Annotated in this window: 1 pseudogene; it reads left to right on the top strand. The window is 65.7% G+C overall.

From position 1 onward, the window contains the following. Positions 1 to 470, top strand: a pseudogene (locus tag EOA33_RS37955) (hypothetical protein); the annotation flags it as partial. Between the last annotated feature and the right edge of the window lie 116 nt (positions 471 to 586).

Raw genomic sequence — 586 nt, 5'->3', positions numbered from 1 at the left:
AGCCCGGGCTGATGAATGATGATGCCATCTACATCCGCAAGATCGAGTTCGATACCGGCCGATACAGGCTGGCGACCGATGTAAGCGCCTTCGGCCTGCGCATCGAAATGGCAAGCGATTCTCGGCCCAATCCCTTCCGTGAAACCGACCTCAGGCTCTATGCCCTCACCCGCGATGGGCTGCGACTGGTGCTCGACGGCCTCGTCGTCGACAGTTTTGGCGGCGAAGGCGACGCCAGTTGCGCCGGATCCTTTCACTCCAGCAAGGCCAGCCTGTCGATGCGATCGGCGAGCCATCGCGGTTATCGCGACATCACCGTGGTCGAGCGGAGGGATACCGACGAGCCCGCCCCCGACAAGAACGGCGAGTGCCAGCCGCACCCCGGCAAACCGGTGAAGCGGACCTACCGGCTGCGCTTTGATGGCAGCCGCTATCCGGTTCCGGCGGCGCTCAAGGCCTCGGAGCCGTGAAAGAGCCGCTCGCGCCATGATCGGGTGGCAGCGCATCTCAAGAGCCTGCCGGCAACGGCAGGCCGACGCGGATCGGTGAGGCGATCCTCGCCGGGCTCAGCCGCGACGGCACGCTC

It is taken from the genome of Mesorhizobium sp. M4A.F.Ca.ET.050.02.1.1, assembly GCF_003997725.1.
GTDB lineage: Bacteria > Pseudomonadota > Alphaproteobacteria > Rhizobiales > Rhizobiaceae > Mesorhizobium.
The sequence above is the reverse complement of the archived record's forward strand: the minus strand, read 5'-3'. Positions and strand labels throughout refer to the sequence as shown.